Annotated in this window: 23 protein-coding genes and 1 tRNA gene; 16 read left to right on the top strand and 8 right to left on the bottom strand. The window is 70.3% G+C overall.

Features of this window, described 5'->3' with window-relative positions; genetic code table 11:
* Positions 1-17: 17 nt before the first annotated feature.
* On the bottom strand, positions 18-665 hold the full coding sequence (locus ACWGO6_RS14565) for a LysE family translocator (protein ID WP_452327050.1): 648 nt from the start codon (positions 663-665) through the stop codon (positions 18-20).
* Positions 666-726: 61 nt separating this feature from the next.
* Entirely contained in the window at positions 727-1,119 is a 393-nt protein-coding gene (locus tag ACWGO6_RS14560) for a nuclear transport factor 2 family protein (protein ID WP_136043062.1), read from the bottom strand.
* Positions 1,120-1,207: 88 nt separating this feature from the next.
* Here ACWGO6_RS14560 and ACWGO6_RS14555 point away from each other — a divergent pair, with 88 nt between their 5' ends.
* The 8 genes from ACWGO6_RS14555 to ACWGO6_RS14520 all read left to right on the top strand — a co-directional run bounded on the left by ACWGO6_RS14555 (position 1,208) and on the right by ACWGO6_RS14520 (position 7,023).
* The gene (locus ACWGO6_RS14555; protein ID WP_452327049.1) at positions 1,208-1,588 is read left to right on the top strand and encodes a winged helix-turn-helix transcriptional regulator; all 381 of its coding nucleotides are present in this window, start codon (positions 1,208-1,210) and stop codon (positions 1,586-1,588) included.
* 42 nt (positions 1,589-1,630) lie between these two features.
* A complete protein-coding gene (locus ACWGO6_RS14550; RefSeq protein ID WP_452327048.1) occupies positions 1,631-2,938 on the top strand; it encodes an aminotransferase class V-fold PLP-dependent enzyme in 1,308 nt (435 codons plus the stop codon).
* Positions 2,935-3,369, top strand: a complete 435-nt coding sequence (gene sufU, locus ACWGO6_RS14545) for a Fe-S cluster assembly sulfur transfer protein SufU (RefSeq protein WP_452327047.1) — start codon at positions 2,935-2,937, stop codon at positions 3,367-3,369. The genes ACWGO6_RS14550 and sufU overlap by 4 nt, the downstream gene beginning before the upstream one ends.
* A gap of 16 nt (positions 3,370-3,385) precedes the next feature.
* Positions 3,386-4,327 (top strand): N-acetyltransferase family protein, encoded by a 942-nt coding sequence (locus ACWGO6_RS14540; protein ID WP_452327046.1) that lies wholly within the window; start codon positions 3,386-3,388, stop codon positions 4,325-4,327.
* Between the two features lie 59 nt (positions 4,328-4,386).
* Entirely contained in the window at positions 4,387-5,028 is a 642-nt protein-coding gene (locus tag ACWGO6_RS14535) for an NADPH-dependent F420 reductase (RefSeq protein ID WP_452327045.1), read from the top strand.
* Positions 5,029-5,155: 127 nt separating this feature from the next.
* A complete protein-coding gene (locus ACWGO6_RS14530) occupies positions 5,156-5,809 on the top strand; it encodes a GntR family transcriptional regulator (RefSeq protein WP_452327044.1) in 654 nt (217 codons plus the stop codon).
* 108 nt (positions 5,810-5,917) lie between these two features.
* Positions 5,918-6,163 carry a hypothetical protein gene (locus ACWGO6_RS14525; protein WP_136043055.1) on the top strand — a complete coding sequence of 82 codons (246 nt, stop codon included), beginning with the start codon at positions 5,918-5,920 and terminating at the stop codon, positions 6,161-6,163.
* Positions 6,164-6,171: 8 nt separating this feature from the next.
* Positions 6,172-7,023: a hypothetical protein gene (locus tag ACWGO6_RS14520; protein WP_452327043.1), complete on the top strand. Its 852-nt coding sequence runs from the start codon at positions 6,172-6,174 to the stop codon at positions 7,021-7,023.
* Between the two features lie 16 nt (positions 7,024-7,039).
* Here ACWGO6_RS14520 and ACWGO6_RS14515 read toward each other — a convergent pair whose 3' ends face one another.
* Positions 7,040-7,879 (bottom strand): SDR family NAD(P)-dependent oxidoreductase, encoded by an 840-nt coding sequence (locus tag ACWGO6_RS14515; RefSeq protein WP_452327042.1) that lies wholly within the window; start codon positions 7,877-7,879, stop codon positions 7,040-7,042.
* Between the two features lie 131 nt (positions 7,880-8,010).
* Between ACWGO6_RS14515 and ACWGO6_RS14510 the strand changes: the two genes are divergently transcribed.
* Both ACWGO6_RS14510 and ACWGO6_RS14505 read left to right on the top strand, forming a co-directional pair.
* Positions 8,011-8,595 carry an asparagine synthase gene (locus tag ACWGO6_RS14510; RefSeq protein WP_452327041.1) on the top strand — a complete coding sequence of 195 codons (585 nt, stop codon included), beginning with the start codon at positions 8,011-8,013 and terminating at the stop codon, positions 8,593-8,595.
* A gap of 64 nt (positions 8,596-8,659) precedes the next feature.
* Positions 8,660-8,732, top strand: a tRNA-Arg gene (locus ACWGO6_RS14505).
* Positions 8,733-8,827: 95 nt separating this feature from the next.
* Here the strand turns inward: ACWGO6_RS14505 and ACWGO6_RS14500 are convergent.
* Entirely contained in the window at positions 8,828-9,763 is a 936-nt protein-coding gene (locus ACWGO6_RS14500) for a LysR family transcriptional regulator (protein ID WP_136043051.1), read from the bottom strand.
* A 71-nt stretch (positions 9,764-9,834) separates the two neighbouring features.
* Between ACWGO6_RS14500 and ACWGO6_RS14495 the strand changes: the two genes are divergently transcribed.
* Entirely contained in the window at positions 9,835-11,565 is a 1,731-nt protein-coding gene (locus ACWGO6_RS14495) for an L-aspartate oxidase (protein WP_376103265.1), read from the top strand.
* A 93-nt stretch (positions 11,566-11,658) separates the two neighbouring features.
* On the opposite strand, the gene ACWGO6_RS14490 is transcribed toward ACWGO6_RS14495, so the two are convergent.
* Positions 11,659-11,955: a hypothetical protein gene (locus tag ACWGO6_RS14490; RefSeq protein ID WP_452327040.1), complete on the bottom strand. Its 297-nt coding sequence runs from the start codon at positions 11,953-11,955 to the stop codon at positions 11,659-11,661.
* A gap of 125 nt (positions 11,956-12,080) precedes the next feature.
* On the opposite strand from ACWGO6_RS14490, the gene ACWGO6_RS14485 reads away from it, so the two are divergent.
* From ACWGO6_RS14485 to ACWGO6_RS14465, 5 genes are all read left to right on the top strand, one after another.
* A complete protein-coding gene (locus ACWGO6_RS14485; RefSeq protein ID WP_452327039.1) occupies positions 12,081-13,577 on the top strand; it encodes an L-serine ammonia-lyase, iron-sulfur-dependent, subunit alpha in 1,497 nt (498 codons plus the stop codon).
* A gap of 68 nt (positions 13,578-13,645) precedes the next feature.
* On the top strand, positions 13,646-14,398 hold the full coding sequence (locus ACWGO6_RS14480; RefSeq protein ID WP_452327038.1) for an AAA family ATPase: 753 nt from the start codon (positions 13,646-13,648) through the stop codon (positions 14,396-14,398).
* Positions 14,399-14,441: 43 nt separating this feature from the next.
* The gene (locus ACWGO6_RS14475; RefSeq protein ID WP_136043046.1) at positions 14,442-15,038 is read left to right on the top strand and encodes a TetR/AcrR family transcriptional regulator; all 597 of its coding nucleotides are present in this window, start codon (positions 14,442-14,444) and stop codon (positions 15,036-15,038) included.
* Positions 15,039-15,338: 300 nt separating this feature from the next.
* A complete protein-coding gene (locus ACWGO6_RS14470) occupies positions 15,339-16,121 on the top strand; it encodes an ABC transporter ATP-binding protein (RefSeq protein WP_452327037.1) in 783 nt (260 codons plus the stop codon).
* The gene (locus tag ACWGO6_RS14465; RefSeq protein ID WP_452327036.1) at positions 16,118-16,852 is read left to right on the top strand and encodes an ABC transporter permease; all 735 of its coding nucleotides are present in this window, start codon (positions 16,118-16,120) and stop codon (positions 16,850-16,852) included. The genes ACWGO6_RS14470 and ACWGO6_RS14465 overlap by 4 nt, the downstream gene beginning before the upstream one ends.
* A gap of 21 nt (positions 16,853-16,873) precedes the next feature.
* Here ACWGO6_RS14465 and hrpB read toward each other — a convergent pair whose 3' ends face one another.
* From hrpB to ACWGO6_RS14450, 3 genes are all read right to left on the bottom strand, one after another.
* Entirely contained in the window at positions 16,874-19,429 is a 2,556-nt protein-coding gene (gene hrpB / locus ACWGO6_RS14460) for an ATP-dependent helicase HrpB (RefSeq protein ID WP_452327035.1), read from the bottom strand.
* An 85-nt stretch (positions 19,430-19,514) separates the two neighbouring features.
* On the bottom strand, positions 19,515-21,116 hold the full coding sequence (locus ACWGO6_RS14455) for an SPFH domain-containing protein (RefSeq protein WP_452327034.1): 1,602 nt from the start codon (positions 21,114-21,116) through the stop codon (positions 19,515-19,517).
* Positions 21,117-21,331: 215 nt separating this feature from the next.
* A complete protein-coding gene (locus tag ACWGO6_RS14450) occupies positions 21,332-21,760 on the bottom strand; it encodes a MarR family winged helix-turn-helix transcriptional regulator (RefSeq protein WP_136043041.1) in 429 nt (142 codons plus the stop codon).
* Positions 21,761-21,911 lie beyond the last annotated feature (151 nt).

Genomic DNA, 21,911 nt, shown 5'->3' with positions numbered 1-21,911 from the left:
CAGGGCGCGCCGGGCGCTCACGCGGTAGCGGGCTTCTCGCTCCAGGCCAGCAGGAAAGCACCGAGAGCGATCATGAGCCCGCCCCCGGTTGCGCCCATCGCCTCGATGCGTCGGGGCGAGCGCCCGAACCAGTCGCGTGCGGCGCTCGCGAGGAGCACCCACACGGCGTCGCAGCTCACACCGATGACGACGACGATCACCCCGAGCAGGAAGAGCTGCGCGGGGACCGAGCCCGCATGCAGATCGACGAACTGCGGCAGGATCGCGAGGAAGAACGCGATGGATTTCGGATTGGTGACACCCACGACGAAGCCCTCGGCGAGCAGCCGCCATCCCGAGCGTCGCGCGGGTGTCGTGACGATGGCGCGCGCCGCATCCGTCCGGTGCCGGATCGCCTGGATGCCGAGGAAGATGAGGTATCCGGCGCCGAGCACCTTGACGATGGTGAACAGCACGACCGACTGGGCGATGATCGTGCCGACGCCGAGCGCGACCGCCACGACCAGCACGATCGAGCCGATCGCCGTGCCGAGGATGCTGAGGAACCCGCCCATCCGCCCGAGAGCCATGGCGCGGCCGATCGTGAACAGCACGGTCGGGCCGGGGATCACGACCATGACGAACGCCGCGACGACGAAGGCGAGCAGCGTGTCCGGGGCGATCATGGGTCGAGCCTAGGGTGCGGACGCCGGGCGGTCGAGAGTGCGGCCGCCCGACGCCGGTCGGTCAGGCCGGACCCCAGAAGCGGTCCTCCGCCTCCTGGTCCTCGCTGATGAGCCAGACCTCGGCGATGCGGTCGCCGGCGACGCGGAAGACGTCGACGCCGTGCTGGTCGAGGTCGTCGTGTCCGGCACGCTGCGCACGGAAGCGCACGGTTGCGGACACGAGGTCGCCGCTCTCGGTCGCCGAGTCGGTCTCGAGCACGAACGTGCCACCGCTGAGCTCCATGAAGCGGCCGAGGTGCGCGAGGATCGCGTCGGGGCCGACGTGGTCGCCGGATGCCTGGTTGGCGCCGGGCTGATGCCACACGGCATCCGGATGGAAGGTGGCCGCCAGTGCCCCCATGTCTCCGGCGGCCAGGGCCGCACCGTACTGTCCTACAACGTCGATCGCCGACATGATGCTCCTTCTCTGTGGTCGGTACTCTGGAGCATCCAGCGTCTCGCCGAGGGCGCGGTTACTTCAACGTCACCGGGAGGAGCAGCGCATGTCGCGCACGTGGACGGTGTTCTCCGCCAGCTGTCCGTCTCGGGCGTCGCTCGCCCGCATCGCGAACAAGTGGACCGCGATGATCGTCGTCCTCCTGCACGAGCAGCCGCTGCGCTTCGGTGAGCTGCACACCCGGATGGACGGGATCACGAAGAAGGTGCTCGTCGACACCCTCCGTGCCCTCGAACGCGATGGGATGCTGGAGCGCGCCATCGGCGACGACGGCCATTCGCGCTACCTGCTCACCCCGCTCGGGCGGAGCCTGCATGAACCGCTCCAGGCGCTGCAGGTCTGGGCGGAGTCCCACGTGGAGGATGTGCTCGACGCGCAGGACCGCTACGACGAGGTCGCCGACGCGAAGACGCTCGGCGGGCGCTGACCCGCGGGCCCACCCCCGGCTCGCAGGTGGGAAACTGGAACGATGAGCGTTTCTTCCGGTGTCGACGTGATCGCCCCTCTGAGCGAGACCGAGGTGCAGCGCATCCGCGAGGACTTCCCGATCCTGCACACGCAGGTGCAGGGGCACCCGCTCGTGTACCTCGACTCGGGGGCGACGTCGCAGCGTCCGTCGGCCGTGCTGGATGCCGAGCGCGAGTTCTCGACCACCATGAACTCGGCCGTGCACCGCGGGGCGCACACGCTCGCCGCCGAGGCGACCGAGCTGTTCGAGGATGCTCGCAGCAGCGTCGCGGGCTTCATCGGGGCGCACGACGACGAGGTCGTGTGGACCTCGAACGCGACCGAGGCGATCAACCTGGTCGCCTACTCGCTGTCGAACGCATCGCTCGGGCGCGGGGGAGCGGCTGCCGAGGGGCTCCGGCTGCGTGAGGGCGACGAGATCGTCACGACCGAGATGGAGCACCACGCGAACCTCATCCCGTGGCAGGAGCTCGCGGCCCGCACCGGGGCGACGCTCAAGGTCATCCCGCTCGACGACGACGGAGCACTGCGCCTCGATGCCGCTGCCGACCTCATCACCGCGCGGACGAAGCTCGTGGCGTTCACGCACGTCTCCAACGTGCTCGGCGTGATCAACCCGGTCGAACGTCTGGTCGCCCTCGCCCGCGAGGTGGGCGCCCTGACCCTGCTCGACGCCTGCCAGTCGGCACCGCACCTGCCGCTCGACGTGCGCGCGCTCGGCGTCGACTTCGCCGTGCTGTCCGGCCACAAGATGCTCGGCCCCACCGGTATCGGGGCGCTCTACGGGCGCCGCGAGGTCCTGGCCGCGATGCCTCCGTTCCTCACGGGCGGTTCGATGATCACCACCGTCACGACGACCGAAGCCGAGTACCTGCCGCCGCCGCAGCGGTTCGAGGCCGGCACGCAGCGGGTGTCGCAGGCCATCGCGCTCGCCGCGGCCGTGGACTATCTGACCGAGGTGGGGATGCCGCGCATCGCCGCGCACGAGGCCGCCTTCGGACGCCGTCTCGTCGACGGACTGAGCGCGATCGACGGGGTGCGGGTGCTCGGGGCCGGCATCGATCTTCCGCGTGTGGGGCTCGCGAGCTTCGATGTCGCCGGCATCCACTCGCACGATGTGGGGCAGTTCCTCGACGATCTCGGCATCGCCGTGCGCGTCGGGCACCACTGCGCGCAGCCGCTGCACCGGCGCCTGGGCGTCACCTCGTCGACCAGGGCGAGCACCTACCTGTACACGACCGAGGCCGAGGTGGATGCCGTGATCGACGGCGTCGCCGGGGCGATCGACTTCTTCCGGAGGGGCGCATGAGCGACCTGCAGAACCTGTACCAGGAGCTGATCCTGGACCACTCGCGCACCCCGCACGGCTACGGTCTGCGCGAGGAGATCGCGGCCCAGTCGCACCAGCTGAACCCGACCTGCGGCGATGAGATCACGCTGCAGGTGCACCGCGGCTCCGACGGGGGTGTCGAGGCGATCGCCTGGGAGGGACACGGCTGCGCGATCTCGCAGGCATCCGCCTCCCTCCTCGCCGAGCTCGCCGAGGGGCTCAGCGTCGAGGAGCTCGAGGTGCGCATCGCGGCGTTCCGCGAGGCGATGCGCTCGCGCGGCAAGATCGAGCCCGACGAGGAGCTGCTCGGCGACGCCGCGGCCCTCGGCGGGGTGTCGAAGTACGTGGCGCGGGTCAAGTGCGCCATGCTCGCGTGGGTCGCCGCGGAGGACGCCCTCACCCGCAGCTGAGGTGCAGGATGGACGCATGCCCGTGCATCTGAAGCCGTTGCCCGCCGGACGCTTCGACGAGTGGCGGGCTGCGGCGAGGCAGCGCCTCATCGACGGCAACCGCGCTTCGGGGAGACGCATCGGGGATGATGCGATCGCATTCGCCGACGAGTACCTCGACGAGCTGCTGCCGCACGGGGCGGCGACGCCGACGGCGCGGGTCATGCGGATCGTCGACGCGGAACAGCGCGAGCTCGGAACCCTGTGGCTGGTGCTCGCAGGCGCGAAGCTGTTCCTCCTCGACCTCGCCGTCGAGGCCGAGCTGACCGGCACCCAGAACGATGAACTGGTCGCACGGATCGTGACCATCGCGCGCGACATGGGCGCGACGCAGATCAGCGCACCCGTCTTCCCGCAGGCGGCCACGGCCCATGCGCTGCTCGACGGTCGCGGCTTCGGGGTCGCATCGATCCAGATGGTGCTCGAGCCGGTGCCGGTGCGTGAGGTCTCGCGGCATGTCGTCGTGGCCCCGATGTCCGACGCTTACTTCCCCCGGTTCCTCGCGGCGTCCGAGGAGGGTTTCGCGAAGGACCTCGTGGAATCCGGCCGCTACTCGCCGGAGGAAGCCGCTGCGGAGTCCCACCGTCAGCTGGTCGAGGAGCTGCCGGACGGACTCGCCACCCCGGGACAGGAGTTCTTCACGGCCGCGGTCGACGGTGTCGAGGTCGGCATTCTCTGGCTCGGCATGCGCGAGCGCGATGGACGCCCGCATGCGTTCGTGCTCGACATCGAGGTCGCTGCGGATCAGCGCCGCAGGGGGTACGGGCGCGAGTTGATGCACGCCGCGGAACGTGAGGCCCGTCGGCTCGGCGCCGAGTCGGTCGGCCTGCACGTGTTCGGCTTCAACTCCGCCGCCGTCGAGCTGTACGAGAGCCTCGGCTACCGGCGCACCGAGGAGACGCTGCTCCGCGAACTGTGATGTCCGGTCACGGGACGACACGAAGGGAATAGTGCGGTGTGCTCGACGTTGCCCCCAGCATGACAACTCTCGGAATCATCGGTGCAGGACACATCGGCAGCCAGGTCGCGCGGGTGGCGGTGGCGAACGGTTACGACGTCGTGATCGCCAACTCGCGTGGGCCGGAGACGCTCGCGGGCCTCGTGGAGGAGCTCGGGCCCCGCGCGAAGGCCGCGACGGCGGAAGACGCCGCGGCAGCCGCGGATGTCGCGGTCGTCACCGTCCCGCTTCGCGCGATCGACGCGCTCCCCGCCGCACAGCTCGCCGGCAAGATCGTGCTCGACACGAACAACTACTACTTCGAGCGCGACGGTCGCATCGACGCCCTCGACAAGGGGGAGACGACGACGTCGGAGCTGGTGCAGCGCGCGCTCCCGGACTCGAAGATCGCGAAGGCGTTCAACCACATCTACGCCTCGGAGATCACGAGCGACGGCAAGCCGGCTGGAGCCCCGGACCGCCGCGCGCTGGCCACCGCCGGTGACGACGCCGAGGCCGTCGCCTTCGCGACGCGCTTCTACGACGAAGCCGGCTTCGACACGGTCAACGTCGGGTCGCTCAGCGAGTCGTGGCGGGTCGAGCGCGATCGCCCGGCGTACGTCGTGCGGCAGACCGCCGAGGAGCTGACCGCGAACATCGCGATCGCGAACCGTCTGCCCTGAGCGCCGCGGGGCGAGCGCTCTCCGCGGCGAGCGCGCTCGTCCCGGACCGGAGCATCCCGGGCGTGTTGGGATACCAAAAGTTGAGTAACCCGGCCCGTGATGCGAGAATGCCCAGATGGCGGGGGCTATGGGGACAAGCGGCGAACTCGAATCGGTCAGGGTCACGCGCATCCTGCGCGACGACATCGTGCTGGGGCGACGGGTGCCGGGGTCGCGTCTGGTCGAGCGCGACATCGCGGCCGAGCTGAACGTCTCCCGCCTCCCGGTCCGCGAAGCCATCCGCACCCTCGTGTCCGAAGGAGTCGTCGTCGCACGCCCTCGCACCTGGGCGGTCGTGCGCGAATTCACCCCGCGGGACATCCAGGACTTCGCAGAGGTGCGCGAGGCCATCGAGACACTCATCTTCGTCTTCGCCGCCGAACGGCACGACGAGGCGGGTATCGCCCGGATCACGGCGGCCTACGAGCGCGAGCTCGCGGCGGCCGAAGCCGACGACTCGGAGGCGGCCCGCATCGCGGCGGCGGAGTTCCACGAGGTCGCGGTCGAACTCGCCGGGAACGAGATGCTGGGGGAGCTGATCGCGGTCTTCCTCACCCGTCTGCGGTGGCTGTTCGGACAGCACGACGATCTGCTCGCCATGGCCGACGAGCACCGCATCATCCTCGAGGCGATGGTCGCACGCGATACGGCGGCGCTCCGCCGCATCATTCCTGCTCACCTCGCCAGCGGCCAGTCGGCGGCGGAGCGGCGCCTCGCCGACGGCAGCGACCTGCTCGTCTGAACCCCGGCGTCCCGCTCGCGCACATTGGGGGACACCGACGATGGGTGCAGTTGTATATTGGTCCGGTCGGAGTCGGTCCGGAAACGTTGCGCTGTTCTGGGGAGCGAGATGCGGAGTCTTGCTGTCGCGGTCGGGTGCCTGCTGCTTCTGGGGGGAGTCGCGCTGGTCGCGATCGCCGATCAGGAGCGGGTAGCGGACATCACCGCCGTCAAAGCGGAGATCGTGCGCGTCGAGCGCGCCCTGGACGAGTCCCACGGGGAGAATCTCGAGCTCGCGCAGAAGCTCACTGCACTGCGGTCGCAGATCGCCGAGCAGGATTCCGAGATCGGCGACACCACGGGGTTCCTCCGGTGATGCGCCGGATGCTGGCGGTCACGCTCGCGGCGGCGACCGTGCTCTCCGCCGGAGTGCTCGCGAGGGCGGACGGCCTCGAACGGGAGCGCATCGCGGTCGTGGCGGAGTTCGGCAGCCTGTCGCAGCAGTACCACGCGGCCACCCAGCGCACCGAATATCTCCAGGCGACGATCGAGCAGGCGGAGCAGGTCACCGCTGATCGTGCCTCGGTGCTCGCCGTCCGTCCGGCGTTCTTCGCCGAGATCGCCGCGCTGAGCCGTGCCTTCGACAACGCGGAGGGGATGGTCGACACCGCCGCGCATCGGGCGGCCGCGCTGTCGGCGCAGCAGACCGTTCTGGCCGAGTCGGACGACCCCGCGGTCGTCACCGCGGCGACGGCCACGGTGCACGCACTCGCCGAGAAGGTCGGCACCCAGGTCGCCTCCGTGCAGGCCGCGCAGAGCGCAGGACCGGGCGGCCCGGCCTGGTCATCGAGCGGGCCCGAAGGCTACGCGCGGGTGCGGGCGGCGCTCGACCTCGTCGGCGGCGGGGGTGTCGGGCTGTACGAGTCGTCCTCGTGTGCGGGTGGCAACGCACCGGCCTGCGCCAACAGCAACGGCTACATCAAGTACCGCGCCGACATCGTGAACTGGAGCGCCGGTCGGTTGAACTGGGCCATGGCGCACGAGCTCGCGCATATCTACCAGTTCCGGGTCTGGGGCGCTCTCACGTCGTCGAGCGCATACGCCTCGATGTTCGGCAACGACCCCGAGTTCCTCGCCAACTGCATGGCCGTCGTCCGCGGCTATCCCGGCTCGGTCGGGTGCAACGGCGATCAGCAGGCCTGGGCCTCGGGCATCTGGGTGGGCGCGGTCCGCTGACGCCGCCCCGGTGCGGTCAGGCGACCGGCGTGGTCGTGTCGACGGCCGCGCGCAGCGGCCGCCGCATCACGCGCCAGTACGACGACGGGGCGATGCGCGTGAGCACGTCGATCAGCCGTGCCTCACGTCCGACCATCGTGCGCGCAGCCCTTCGCTCGGTCGCTCGGACGATCCGGGCCGCGGCATCCGCCGGATCGGTGTGGTACATCGCGGCCTGTGCCGCGGCGGCACGAGCGGCGACGTCCGGATCGATCGCCGCGGCGTAGCGGCCGTGCAGGATGATGCCGGTGCGGACGCCGGCCGGGTAGACGGCGCCGACGCTGACGGTGGTGCCCTCCAGCTCGTGCCGCAGCGCCTCGGAAAACCCCCGCACGGCGAACTTGCTCATCGCGTAGGGGATGCGCCCCGCCGGAGCGGCAAGCGCGTACACGCTCGCGAAGTGGGTGATGTGTGCGGCGGGTGCGGCGCGCAGGGCAGGGAGCAGCGCCTTGGTGATCGACACCGTGCCCCAGAGGTTCACGTCGGTGAGCCAGCGCATCTCCTCCATCGTGAGCTGGTCGAGGTTCCCGAGCATCGACGAGCCCGCGCAGGTGATCAGCGCGTTGATCCGCGGATGCGCCGAGGTGATCTCGTCGGCTGCGGCGAACACGGCGTCGTCGTCGCGGAGATCGACCACGTGCGTGGTGACCGTCGAGCCGCCCAGTTCCGCAGCGATGGTCGCGAGCGCGGCGCCGTCGTGATCGATCAGCGCGAGGTGCGTGCCGCGGGCCGCCAGCAGTCGGGCGATGTCGGCGCCCATGCCGTTCGCCGCCCCCGTGATCACGGTGGTGCTGCCGGCGAGATCGAGGTGTTTCATGAGTCTCCTGCGGTGCGCGATCCGGGGCCGTGGGGGGCGGATGTCGGAGGGGTGGGGCATGCTGATCCGGAACCATTCTGGCCGACACCGGGCCCCAGTGATACCGGTACGCTCGTGGAGAGGAGGTGCCGGTGGGACGGACAGCGGATGCCATCGCCGAAGGTGTCGCGATCGCGACGGCTGCCGCGCGCCTCGCGGTGAAGAATCACATCCTCATCGGCACCATCGCCGAAGACGGCGTCTTCGACATGGAGAAGTACATCGACGACGCGCGGGAGGCGCTGCGCGCGATGGCCGAGGAGTCGGAAGAGGCGGCCGCCAACGTCACCGCGCTGCGCAAGCGGGCGAGGGGCAGACACTCCGATCCCGTGGGCACGCACGACTACCGCGACCGCGATGTGCGAAACCTGCGCCGCCGGGCCAAGCAGTCCACCGGGGTCGGCCAGCGCCTGCGCGAGATGATGGAAGACCGGGAACGTCTGGCGCAGATCGTCGAAGAGGCGCGCGACGCCGCCTGGGCCGACGTGCGCCACAATCTCGACCGTCGACTGCGGGTCGAGGGCATGCGTCCCGATCAGGATCCCGACTACAACCGCATGCGCGAAGCACGCATGCAGGCCCTGCGACTCGTCGACCTGCAGGCGCTCTCGTCCGAGCAGCGTGCGAAGGCCAAGCGGCGCAAGAAGCAGCAGAAAGCCGAGGCGGCGAGCGACTGAGCGCTCGTTTCGCTTTCGCGTCAGGACTGTTGTAGGCTGTTCCACGGCCCGCTGAGCGGGCTGGGCGCCCGTAGCTCAATGGATAGAGCATCTGACTACGGATCAGAAGGTTAGGGGTTCGAGTCCCTTCGGGCGCACACTGTGTTGAGACAGTACAGAATCCCCGTCGCGAAAGCGGCGGGGATTCTGCTGTATCCGGGCCGCTTTGTCGCGACTGCTGGTGAGGCTCCGCTCAGAGCAGGCTCGTGATCGCGGGGTCGCGACGGGCGACCTCCGCGGCCGTGGCCACGATGACCTCGCGGATGGCCGCGACTGCGACCGCGGGAGTGACGTCCGCCCGGTGGGCGAGGCTCACGGTGCGGGTCATCATCGGGTGCGTCAGTCGGACCGACCGCAGCGCGGGACGATCGAGCAGCACCATCGCCGGCACCACCGCGACGCCGACACCACGCTCGACGAAGCGCAGCACGGCATCCATTTCGGCCCCCTCGAGCACGTGGGTGGGCACGAGGCCCTCCGCGCGGAAGGCGGCGTCGGTGGTCGCGCGGAGTTCGTACGTCTCGTCGAGGGCGATGAGCGGGAGTGTGGCCAGGTGGGCGAGGCTCATCGCGGGCATGGTCGAGACGGGCGGCTCTGTCGCGGCCGAGATGACGACGAGCTCTTCGGCGAGCAGCGGCATGCGCGTGAGGCTGAAGCCCGACGGCGGTGGACCGTCGGATTCGGTGATGAGGGCGATGTCGACGGCGCCCACGGCCAACTGCTCGACGAGTCGACGGGATCCGCTCTCGGTCAGATGCAGATCGACGCCGGGGTGGCTCGAATGGAACACGCTGATCGCCTCGGCGACGAGGCTGATGCAGAGGGTCGGCGGCGCGCCCAGCCGCACACGTCCACGGCGAAGGCCGGCCAGCTCTCCCATCTCGTCGCGGATGGCGTCGGCTTCGGCGAGCATGCGCTGTGCGCGGGGGAGGAGGGTCTCTCCTGCGGCGGTGAGCGCGATGTGGCCGCGTGCGCGGTGGAACAGTTCGGCGCCGAGTTCGCGCTCGAGGGTCGAGATCTGGCGGCTCAGCGACGGCTGTGCCAGGTGCAGGTGCTCGGAGGCGCGGGTGAAGTGTCCGAGGCGTGCGACCTCGACGAACCCGCGGAGCTGCTCGAGGTTCATGGCCATAGCCTACCGGCATCGTTTCCACTCGAACTATGCATTGGAGTTATTAGGGTCGCCTAATTAGCGTGAATCGTATGTCTACCCCCGAACGTCAGATATCCACCACCGTCCTCGTCATCGGAACCGGCGGCTCCGGCCTCCGCGCGGCGATCGAGATCGCCGAACACGGCGTCGACGTGCTCGCCGTCGGCAAGCGCCCGCGTCAGGACGCGCACACCTCCCTTGCCGCCGGCGGCATCAACGCGGCACTGGGCACCATGGACGCGGAGGACAGCTGGCAGCAGCACGCGGCCGACACCATCAAGGAGAGCTACCTGCTCGCCAACCCGCACACGGTCGAGATCGTCACCCAGGGCGCCGAGCGCGGCATCCGCGACCTCGAGCGCTGGGGCATGGACTTCGCCCGCGAAGACGACGGCCGCATCTCGCAGCGGTTCTTCGGCGCGCACACCTTCCGCCGCACGGCGTTCGCCGGCGACTACACCGGCCTCGAGATCCAGCGCACCCTCGTGCGCAAGGCCGAGCAGCTCGAGGTCCCGATCCTCGATCACGTCTACATCACCCGGCTGCTCGTGCGCGACAACGTCGTGTTCGGTGCCTACGGCTTCGACCAGGCCGACGGCACCCGCTACCTGATCCACGCGGATGCCGTGATCCTCGCGGCCGGCGGGCACAACCGCATCTGGCGCCGCACGTCCTCCCGTCGCGACGAGAACACCGGCGACTCCTTCCGTCTCGCGGTCGACGCCGGCGCACGCCTGCGCGACCCGGAGCTCGTGCAGTTCCATCCGTCGGGAATCATCGAGCCGGAGAACGCCGCCGGCACCTTGATCTCCGAGGCGGCACGCGGGGAAGGCGGCATCCTCCGCAACGCCCTCGGTGAGCGGTTCATGGAGAAGTACGACCCCGAGCGCATGGAGCTGTCGACCCGCGACCGCGTCGCGCTCGCCGCGTACACCGAGATCAAGGAAGGACGCGGCACCGAGAACGGCGGCGTCTGGCTCGACGTGTCGCACCTGCCGCGCGAGACGATCATGACCCGGCTGCCGCGCGTCTACCAGACGATGATGGAGCTGCAGATGCTCGACATCACCACCGACCCGATCGAGATCGCGCCCACCGCGCACTACTCGATGGGTGGGGTCTGGGTGCGTCCGGAGGATCACCAGACCGACGTCGAGGGGCTGTACGCGATCGGCGAGGCCTCGAGCGGACTGCACGGCGCGAACCGGCTCGGCGGCAACTCGCTCATCGAACTGCTGGTGTACGGGCGCATCGTCGGGCAGGCGGCCATGGAGCACGCGGCCGGTCTCGACGCGCAGCGCCGGTCGGCGGAGGCGGTCGCTGCGGCACGGGCCGAGATCGACGATCTTCTCGCCGCGGAAGGGCGCGAGAACGTCCGCGCCCTGCAGCGTGCCATCCGCAACCTCATGACCGAGTACGCCGGGGTCGTCCGCTCGGAAGACGGGCTGCGCGCCGGACTCGCCGACCTCGACATGATCGAGGGGCGCATGGAAGACGTGGGGATCCACCCGGACATCGCCGGGTTCCAGGACCTCGCCCACGCGTTCGACCTCAAGGCCTCGGCGCTCGCCGCTCGTGCCACGCTCGAGGCCGCGCTGGAGCGTCGGGAGACCCGCGGATGCCACAACCGCAGCGACTTCCCCGACACTGACCCGACCCTGCAGGTGAACCTGGTGTGGTCGCCGACCGCGGGCGTCACGCGTGAGGAGATTCCCGAGATCTCGCCCGAGATCGCCGAGCTCATGCGTGAGGTCGACACCGAGGGCAAGCTCGTCGAGTAGGTCCGCCGAGACCCCGACTTCGCGCCGAGACCCCGCCCTGCTGATGTCTGCAGGGCGGGGTCTCGGCGGTAGCCCGGGGTCTCAGCGAGGTGCTCAGTCGGACTGCGGGTCCTCGGTGTCGATCACGCCGATGCCGACGGCCTCGTGGTCGGGCTCGGGCTCTTCGCGCTTCGGGGCCTTCGGCTCTTGGCCCGGGTCCTTCTCGGTGCTCGGCTCCTCGAGCTCCTCGGTGCTGGGCACCTCGCTCGGGTCGGCGTCTTCGGGCGATTCGGCCTGGTCGGGCGTCGTCGCCTCGCCCTCGCTCGTGTCGGAGGCCGGAGTGGGGGTCGGGGTCTGCGCCTCGGGCGAGAGTTCGTCGGAGGGATCCTGTCCGGGAGTGGCGTTCGTCATGATGGCCCCTTTCATGGTGTCGTGCGCTCAGCATGCCTCGTCGGCTGATGTGACTGAAGGGGCTTGACGCGGCGCCGAGTTAATCGAGGTGAACCGAGGACGCGGATGCGGCGTAGCCTGGAGGGGTGACTGCGTACGTCTCGGCTTTCGACCTCTTCTCCATCGGAGTGGGGCCTTCGAGCTCCCATACGGTCGGACCGATGCGAGCGGCCCTCGACTTCGCGCGACGGCTCACCGCGACCGGCACCCTCGCCCATGTGGCGCGCATCGGCAGCACGCTGTACGGATCGCTCGGTGCGACCGGCATAGGCCACGGCACACCGGATGCCGTCGTCGCCGGGCTCCGCGGACTCGCACCGGAGACGTGCGATCCCGCCGACGTGAGGTCGGCGTGGACGGACTTCCCCGCGGGTGGCGGGCTGTCGATCGACGGCATCCACGACGTCCCGTTCGCGAAGGACGACATCGTGTTCGCGCCGCGCACCCGGCTGCCGGGGCACCCCAACGCCATGACGATCACGGCGTGGGATCCCGAGGGGCGGATCGTCGCCCAGGAGACCTACTACTCGGTCGGCGGCGGCTTCATCCGCAGGGACGGGGAGGACGCGACGCTCGCGACCGCGGGGTTCCCCTACGCGTATGCGGATGCGGCCTCGCTGTTGGCCCTCTGCGACGAGAACGGACTGTCGATCGCCGAGGTCGCGCGGCTCAACGAGACCTCGCTCCGCGGCGAGGAGGAGGTCGCGGCCGGGCTCGACGCGATCTGGGACGCGATGTCGGGATGCGTCGAGGCCGGCCTGCACGCCGACGGCACGCTTCCCGGCATCCTCAAGGTCAAGCGGCGGGCCGGAGTGATCCGCGGCCAGCTCGAAGCGGTCGAGGCCGACGGGCATCGTGAGCTGCCGGGCGAATGGCTCGGCGCCTTCGCGCTGGCCGTCAATGAAGAGAACGCGGCGGGCGGACGAGTCGTGACCGCGCCGACGAACGGTGCCGCCGGCATCCTCCCCGCCGTCGCCATGTACTGGTGGCGGTTCCTCGCCGACTCGGGGCTCGGTGCGGGGAATGCCGTCACCCCGTACGGCGAGCTGGTCGGCAGTGCGCTGCTGGGGTTCGAGCCGGACGTGCGGGCTCTGGATGCCGCGAGCGACCTCGACGAGGAGCAGACCGCCGAGGCCAACCGCCGCCGCGGCATCCGACGCTTCCTGCTGACCGCGACCGCGCTCGGATCGCTGTTCAAGGCGAACGCGTCGATCTCGGGAGCCGAGGGCGGGTGCCAGGCCGAGGTCGGCTCGGCCTGCGCGATGGCGGCCGGTGGACTCACCGCGGTGATGGGCGGTACAAATCGTCAAATCGAGAACGCCGCCGAGATCGCGATGGAACACCATCTGGGGCTCACCTGCGACCCGATCGGCGGTCTCGTGCAGATCCCCTGCATCGAACGCAACGCGATCGCGGCATCGACGGCGGTCACGGCCGCTCGTCTCGCACTGCGCGGAGACGGCAGCCACTACGTCTCGCTGGATGCCGTCGTCGAGACGATGCGCCAGACGGGTGCCGACATGTCGACCAAGTACAAGGAGACCAGCGAGGGCGGCCTCGCGGTCAACGTCATCGAGTGCTGACCGCGCTCGCGCGACCCCGTGTCGGCGGATGCCGGTAACCTCCACGAGAAGTGCGCGGAGGGATCACGATGGATGCGTTCTGGGAGCCGACCTCTCGGCAACGGCGGCAGCAGCCGGTCGTGGCGGTGCGCCCGAACGACGACGCACCGACGCCCGGAGCGGGATGGCCGACGAACATTCCCGCCGTCGCCCAGGTGCTGCGGGAGGGGATCGACCTCGACCCCGGGGTCACGTTCCTCGTGGGTGAGAACGGCAGCGGCAAGTCCACCCTCGTCGAAGGGGTCGCGCTCGCCTACGGGCTCTCTCCGGAGGGCGGTTCTCGGCAGGCGCGGCACACCACGCGCGCGACCGAGTCTCCGCTGTCGGACTGGCTGCGGCTGCAGCGGGGCGTGGGAGCGAACCGGTGGGGCTTCTTCCTCCGCGCCGAGACGATGCACTCCTTCTACACCTACCTGGAAGAGAACCCCTCACCCCGCGGCGATGTCGCGTTCCACGAGATGAGCCACGGCGAATCGTTCCTCGCTCTGCTGGAGAGCCGATTCGACGAGCCCGGCTTCTACTGTCTCGATGAGCCCGAGGCGGCGCTGTCGTTCAACTCGACGCTCGCCCTGATCGCGGTGCTCCGACGCATCGCCGACGAAGGCGGCCAGGTGCTGTGCGCGACGCACTCGCCGGTGCTCGCGGCCCTGCCCGGCGCGAAGATCCTCGAGGTGGGGGAGTGGGGCGTCCGTCCGGCCGAGTGGGGCGACCTCGAGATCGTGAACCACTGGCGCTCGTTCCTCGAGCATCCGACGCGCTACCTGCGTCATCTGCTCGACTGAGGGTCGGACCCGCGCCGTCGGCACGCGTCATAGGCTGGCGGTCATGACCGAGCAGAAGGCGCCGCGCCGGCGAGGGCGCCCCCGGGGCGGCTCCGACTCGAGGGCGCGCATCATCGCGTCGGCGGTCGACGACTTCGCCGAGAAGGGGTACGACGGGGCGACGGTCCGCTCCATCGCCGCCAGAGCCGGCGTGGACTCGGCACTCGTGCACCACTACTTCGGCACCAAGGCCGATCTCTTCGCGGAGGCTGTGGGCATCCCGCTGCGACCCGACGTCGACGTGCCGAAGATCCTCGCGGGTCCGCGTGAGGAGGTCGGTGAGCGGCTGATCCGCTACGTGCTCGAGGCGTTCGAGCAGCCGGAGGTGCGTCGACGGGGAGTCATGCTGATCCGCACCGCCCTGGGGAGCCGGCTGACGACCCCGTTGCTGGCGGGGTTCCTCTCGCGCGAACTGCTCTCCCGTGTCGCCCGCAGCCTCGAGGCCGATGACGCCGATCTACGGGCATCGCTCGTGGCGTCGCAGATCGCCGGGATGCTGATCGCGCGGTACGTGCTGCGGCTCCCCGCGCTCGCCGCGGCGTCGGTCGACGAGCTCGTCACCCGCGTCGGCCCGACCGTGCAGCGCTACCTCTTCGACTGACCAGCCCCGGGATCCGCCGCGCCGGCCCCGGAATCCCCCCCAACATCCGCCCTCCCCCGGCATCCGCCGTCTCCCGGCATCTGCCCTCCCCCCGGCATCCCCCCCCCCGGGCATCCGCCGTCTCCCGGCATCTGCCGACACAACTTCGGATTCCCCGGGGCCGACACGCGGGGCTGGCGGTCGACCAGCCGGCGTGTCGGCTCCGATCTCCGAAGTTGGGCGGGGGTGTGGGCACGGGCGGGGGTGCGACCCCCGCGTATCCCGTTGACGCGATAGATCTGCGGGCGCATAATTCATCACATGATGAATAACTCGGCCGTCGAGATCGCCCAGCTGCGCGTGCACCGTGGAGCAGTGCAGGTCTTCGACGGGATCGACCTCACGATCCCGCGCGGACAGATCACGGGTCTGCTCGGGCCGTCGGGATGCGGCAAGACCACCCTCATGCGCTCGATCGTCGGCGTGCAGCGGATCGCCGGGGGAGACGTCACGGTTCTCGGGGAGCCCGGCGGCTCCCGGCAGCTCCGCCACCGCGTCGCCTACGGCACGCAAGGGGCCGCAGTGTACGGCGACCTCAGCGTGCGCCAGAACCTCTCGTACTTCGCCTCGCTGCTGAAGGCGCCGAAGGGGGACGTCGACCGGGTCATCGATGAGGTCGGGCTGCGGGCCCAGGCGGGGCAGCTCGTCGACGCGCTCAGCGGCGGCCAGGCGACGCGCGTGTCGCTCGCGGTCGCGCTCATCGGCTCGCCCGAGCTGGTCGTGCTCGACGAACCGACCGTCGGGCTCGACCCCGTGCTGCGCGCCGAGCTGTGGGCGTTGTTCCGAGGTCTCGCCGACCGCGGAGTGACGCTCGTCGTCTCCAGCCACGTCATGGACGAGGCGGTCCGCTGCGACCGGCTGCTCCTGATGCGGGAAGGGCGGATCATCGCCGACACCACGCCGTCGTCGCTCCTGGCCGACACCGGCACGACCGATGCCGAGTCCGCGTTCCTGGCGCTGATAGAGCGGGACCGCAACGGCGACGCGGGCACCCCGCGATCACGCCGCGAGGCACGGGAGCACCGCGAGGGGAACACAGAATGAACGGCCGCCGGATGCTCGCCACCGCGGGGCGCGTGCTCGCGCAGCTGCGGCACGATCCGCGGTCGATCGCGCTGATGCTCGTCGCACCGAGTCTGCTGGTCGGCCTCTTCGCCTGGCTGTTCAGCGACCAGGAGGGTGTCTTCGACCAGTTCGGCGGCGCGATCCTGGCGCTGTTCCCGTTCATCGTGATGTTCCTGATCACGTCGATCACCACCCTGCGCGAGCGCCGGTCGGGAACCCTCGAGCGCCTGATGACGACACCGCTCGAGAAAGCGGACTTCATCCTCGGCTACGCACTCGCCTTCGGGCTGATGGCCCTGCTGCAGGCAGTGATCACGGTGTCGTTCGCGGTCGGGGTGTGCGGGCTCGACGTCGACGGGCCGCTGTGGCAGCTGGGGCTCGTCGCGGTGGTCGACGCTCTGCTCGGCACGGCGCTCGGGCTGCTCGCCAGTGCGTTCGCGCAGACCGAGTTCCAGGCGGTGCAGTTCATGCCGCTGCTGGTGTTCCCGCAGATCATCCTCGGCGGCCTGTTCATGCCGCGCGATCAGATGCCGGATGTGCTGTACGCCATCTCGGACTGGCTCCCGCTGAGTCACGCGATCGACGCGATCAACGCGGTGGCCGCGGGTGACGAGGGCGGGGAGGTGTTCGGTCCGCTGCTGATCGTCATGGCCTTCGCGGTGGGCGCCCTCGTGCTCGCGTCGCTGACGCTGCGGCGGCGCACGCGCTGAGTCTCAGACTCCGGTCGCGGCTCAGCGCGCCGCGCGGTTCTTGGTGTGCTTCGTCGGCGCGGCGGCCCACGGGTCTTCGGGCCACGGATGCCGGGGGTAGCGCCCACGCATCTCGGCGCGCACCTGGCTGTAGGGACCGGACCAGAACGAGGCGAGGTCGTCGGTGACCGCGAGCGGACGCCCCGCGGGGGACAGCAGGTGGAAGAGGACGGGCACCCGGCCGTCGACGAGCCGCGGAGTCGCGGCCCACCCGAAGCACTCCTGCAGCTTCACGGCGACGACCGGCCGCGCGTGCGGGTCACCGTCGGGCTCCGGGTAGGCGATGCGGATGCGGGATCCGCTGGGCACTTCGAGGCGCTCCGGTGCGAGCTCGTCGAGGCGCGCTGCGTCGGGCCACGGCAGCAGACGGCGAAGCGGCGCTGACAGCTCCAGCCGTGCCGCGGGGGTGCCGGATGCCAGGCGATCGAGCTCGGGCGCCAGCCACGCGTCGAGGGAGTCGACCAGCCCGGCGTCCGAGACATCGGGCCACGGGTCGCCGAGCTCTCGTCGCAGCAGTGCCAGTCTCCGGCGCAGCGCGTCTGCGGTGTCGGACCAGGCGAACATGCCGAGCCCGTCGCGGCGGAGGGCTCGGCGCACGGCGTCGCGGCCCTCCTGAGCCGACGCTTTCACGGGGGCAGCGGACCGAAGGATGGCGCCGATACGCCGTTCGCGTCGGGCATGGACGCGACCTCCGACGAACTCCGCCTCGACGCGGTCGGTCATCAGGTGGCTCGCGGCGTGCTCCATCTGCGCTTCGGTGAGCACGGCAGCCGATCGGATGATCGCGCCGGACCCGGCCGCCGCGCGCGCGGTGGCACGAGCGACGTCGGCGACGGCGAGCCATTCCACTGCGGCGAGCGAACCCCTCACCCCCGCCCTGGTTCCAGATGCCAGCAGGAAGGTCGCCCCGTCGGCGGTGCGCTCCACGCGGAGCGCGATCCTTTCTGGGAACGCCAGCGCGATCACGAGCCCGACTCCGTCGAGGTCTGACCGGACGCCCGGTGTCGCCGAGACCATGCGTTCGAGGCGGTTCGCATCGTCGTGCCACCGGCGGGCTTCCGGAGTCCGACCGCCTCGCAGCGCGATGAGGGCCTGGGCGACGTCGGCGTCCGCGATTCGCACGTCACCACCCAGCAGGGCGACGACCTCCGCCGCGAGCCGGCTGCCGACGACCGGGCTGCCGTCACGAAGGGCTCGGGCCAGTCGAGGATCGGTCGGAATCCGTGCCAGGACACGGCCCTCGGCGGTGGCGCGACCGTCTTCGTCGATCGCACCGAGACCACGGAGCACCGAGATCGCATCGGCCAGGTTCTCGGCGGGCAGCGGGTCGATCATCCGCAGCCCGGTGCCGCTCGGGGCGCCCCAGCAGGCGAGAAGCAGCGCGGCATCCGCGAGGTCGATCACCGCGATCTCGGGCACGGGACGAGCGGGCGCCGCCGCGTAGGTGCGCTCGTCGACGCAGCGGATGACCGTACCGGGCCCCTGACGGGTGCCGCGTCCCGCGCGTTGCACGCACGACGAACGAGAGGCTGCGCTGGTGACCAAGCCGGTCATGCCTCGGCCGGCATCGCGCCGCGGATGCCGCGACAGGCAGCTGTCCACGACCAGGCGCACCCCCGGCACGGTGAGCGAGGACTCGGCGAGCGATGTCGTGACGATGATGCGCGGAAGGTCCCGCGGTGTGCGGCCGCGGATCACGGCATCCTGCTCGGCCGGCGGGATCTGGCCGTGCAGCTCCCGCACATCGAAGGCCTCGGTCGCATCACGGACGCGGCGGGCGATCTCCGACACCTCGCGCGCACCCGGCGCGAAGACCAGCACGTCCGCCTCGGGGTCTTCGCGCACCAGTTCCTGGGCCGCGGATGTCGTGACTCGCGCGACGTGATCGAGGAATCCCCAGGTGACTCCGCGCTCGTCGAGGCGCGGCACGGGGCTCGGAGCCCAGTGCACGGCGAGCGGGAAGGCGGGGACATCGTGGTCGATGACCGGTGCCGGGGAGTCGTCCGTGCCGATGACGGCGGCGATGCGCGCGGCGTCGAGGGTGGCCGACATGGCGACGACCACGAGGTCGTCCCGCAGCTCGCGCACCTCCGAAAGCAGCCCGATCAGGAGGTCGGTCTCGAGCGCGCGCTCGTGCACCTCGTCGAGGATCACGGCATCCACACCGTCGAGTCCCGGGTCATCGAGCATCCGTCGAAGGAGGACTCCGGCCGTGACGAACTCGACCCGCGTCTCGTGCCCGGCCGAGCGCTCGCCGCGGACGGTGAAACCCACGCGGGAGCCGAGGGACGACCCGTCGAGGTGGGCGAGGCGCCGGGCGGCCGCGCGGGCGGCGACCCGGCGCGGCTGGGTGACGATCACGCGACTGGTGCTCCGCGAGGCGAGGAGCGGTGGCACGAGGGTGGTCTTTCCCGTGCCGGGCGGGGCGGTGACGACGACCGATCCGCTCGCATCGAGTGTCGCAGACAGCTCGTCGAGCGCGGCCGCGAACGACAGCCCCGCGCCGATGGCGGCGAGGTCGAAGGCGGCGGACGTCATCCGTCCAGTCTGCCCGGTCTGGTCGACGAAACAGCGGATGCCGCGACCGAGATCGGCCGCGGCATCCGCTGTCGTGAAGGTGCGACTACTCCGCTGCGGGAGCCGGCGGTGCGGGCGGTGGTGGGGTGGTCGGCGTCGACACGCGCGGCGCGGTTGCCGCTGGCGTGGCTTCCGCGATACCGGCCCCGAAACCGCGACCGACGGCCTGCCCCTGGATGATGCCGGCGAGGTCGAGCCCGGTGGCCGAGTGGACGCTGTCGAACACCGAGCGCAGTGCCTTGGCGCTGTCGGCGCCGACGACGTTGGAGGCGCCGTCTTCGCCGGAGCTGCCGATGATCGACACGTTGCCGATCGCCGCATAGCCCTTCGAGAACTCGGCCATGATCGACGGCAGCACCTCGAGCACACGCTGCGAGAGGAAGGCGTCCTGGTTTGAGGCGATGGCCTTGGCTTCTGCCTCGAGGGCTGCGGCGCGGGCATCACCCTCGGCGCGGATGGCGTCGGCTTCGGCGCTGGCACGCAGTCGGCGGGCCTCGGCTTCGGCCTCGGCCTGTGCACGCAGGGCGTTCGCCTCACCGCTGGCCTTCGCGATCGCGGCCGCGGCCTCACCATCGGCGCGGGCCTTGTCGGCCTGGGCCTGCTGCTCGGCGATGCGAGTGCGGGCCTCGGCCTGCTTGACCTGCTCGATCGCGGCGGCCTCGGCGGCGCGCTCGCGCGTGTAGAGCTCGGCCTGTGCGCGCGTCTCGGCCTCATACCGCTGCGCGTCGGCGACGCGCTTGACGTCGGCATCGAGCTGGGCCTGCTTGTTCTCGGCCTGCTGCTGCAGAACCGCCTGCTCCGCCTGGGCGCGGGCGAGGGCCTCGGCCTGCTCCGCCTCGGCGCGGGCACGACCGATTCCGGAGTCGGAGTTGGCCGTGTTGGTGTCGAGCGCGGTCTGCTCGATCAGGTTGGCTTCCTTATTGGCGATGTTCTTCTGGTTGATCGCGCGGTCGGCGTTGGTCTGCGAGATCTCGGCGGCCTGACGCTTCGCCTGGATCTCGGGGGCGCCGAGGGACTGGATGTAGCCGACCTTGTCGGTGATGCCCTTGATCTGGAAGGAGTCCAGGATCAGACCCTGCTCCGCGAGCTCCTGCGAGACATCGGCGGCGATCTGGTCGGAGAACTTCTTCCGCTCCCGCATCAGCTCGACGACCGACAGCGTGGCGACGATTCCACGGAGGGCGCCTTCGAGCTGCTCGGTGGTGAACTGCTCGATCGCCTTGTCCTGCGAGGCGAAGCGCTCGGCCGCACGGCGGACGTAAAGGGGGTCGGAGCCGATCTTCACGATCGCGACGCCGTCGACGTTCAGCGTCACGCTGTCGAGGGACTGCGCTTCTGCGTTGAGGGAGACCTGGCGCGAGCGCAGGGAGATGATCTCGTGGCGCTGCGTGATCGGATTGACCAGCGACTTGCCGTTCACGATCACGGTGACCGGCGATTCGGCCATCTCGGAACTGGTCGTCCCGTCGGCGGCGATGACGGCGCGCTGGATCTTCTGCTTACGCCCCGAGATGACGAGTGCCTCGTCGGCTCGGGCGACCTTGATCCAGCTGCGCGCGAACAGCAGCAGGATGAGCAGCAGGACGACGGCGACGACGACTGCGATACCGACGATGACGAGGATGCCGACGATTCCGGCGATCTCCATGGATGACCTCCCTGGTTCCCCCCGAGGGGGCGGTCTGACGTGCCCGCGGCGGTGCAGGCGTACGCCCCCACCCTGCCAGAAACGGAAGCGGGTCGTTCCCGCGGCCTCCTGATGGGCGGAGAACTCGCGATGAGGAGGAGATTCCGCAGCAATAGTTCCGCCCGACGCCGAGATCTCCTCCCGACGGGGACGAGCCGGAGCGTCGTAGCAGTGCGTCAGCGGGTGCGGAGCTTCTCCGCGAGGTCACGCAGCGCACGCAGCTCGTCGTCGTCGAGACGCGACATCCGGTCGGCGATCGAGCGTCCGTGCACGGTGGCGAGCGAGCGGAACGCCCGTGCACCTTCATCCGTCGCGCGGATCAGGGCGCCGCGGCCGTCGTCGGGGTCGGCGCACTTCGCCACGAGCCCGCGCGTGACCATACGGTCAACCAGGCGCGAGACGCTCGGCTGGCTGATCAGCATGTTCGCGGTGATGTCTCGCAGCCGCGCGGTCATGCCGGGGGAGCGGGTCACGGTCAGCAGGACGTCGTACTCGGCCTGAGCCAGGTCGCTGTGCTCGAAGTCCGTCATCATCTCGGTGAACAGCTCGTGCTGCGCGCGGAACAGGCTCTCCCAGGCCTCCAGGGCGAGCTTGCGATCGGTCATCCTCACAGAATAGTGGGAACAGTAAAGGGCCGGTCGGAGAGGCTCCCGACCGGCCCTTGTCCCTTGCACCAAGAGTGTCCTGCAATCACATGCGGTGTATGCCACAGCAAACATTCACCGTGTGATCACTGTATAACGGCGAGATAACGAA

It is taken from the genome of Microbacterium sp. NPDC055665 (assembly GCF_053618035.1).
The sequence above is the reverse complement of the archived record's forward strand: the minus strand, read 5'-3'. Positions and strand labels throughout refer to the sequence as shown.